Here is a 374-nt window from a genome sequence, read left to right as displayed (position 1 = left end):
CAAAGGTTCAATGGCAGCGCATGGGAGCTGGTGGGACCTGCCGGTTTTTCGGATGGCGAGGCCTATTGGACTTCCCTGGCCGTTGACGGTTCGGGGGTTCCTTATTTGGCATATCAGGACGTGGCCAACGAGAATAGGGCAACGGTCCAAAAGTTCAATGGCAGCGCCTGGGAAGTGGTGGGCCCTGACGGTCTTTCGCTTTACACGGGAGCTGTTTCATTGCTTCTGGACGCTTCCGGGGTGCCCTATGTGGCATACCAAGACAGTACTAAGGAAGGTAAGGCGACGGTCCAAAGGTTCAATGGCAATGCATGGGAAGTGGTTGGTAACGCTGGTTTTTCTGGCGGACAAGCACTTTTTACAGATTTGGCGAT

Annotated in this window: 1 protein-coding gene; it reads left to right on the top strand. The window is 54.3% G+C overall.

Annotation, left to right across the window (positions count from 1 at the left end; all coding sequences use genetic code 11):
- Positions 1-374 (top strand): hypothetical protein (locus MWU78_RS22285; RefSeq protein WP_247002022.1); only part of this gene is annotated, 374 nt, incomplete at both ends.

It is taken from the genome of Arenibacter sp. F26102, assembly GCF_023015865.1.
Lineage (GTDB): Bacteria > Bacteroidota > Bacteroidia > Flavobacteriales > Flavobacteriaceae > Arenibacter.
The sequence above is the reverse complement of the archived record's forward strand: the minus strand, read 5'-3'. Positions and strand labels throughout refer to the sequence as shown.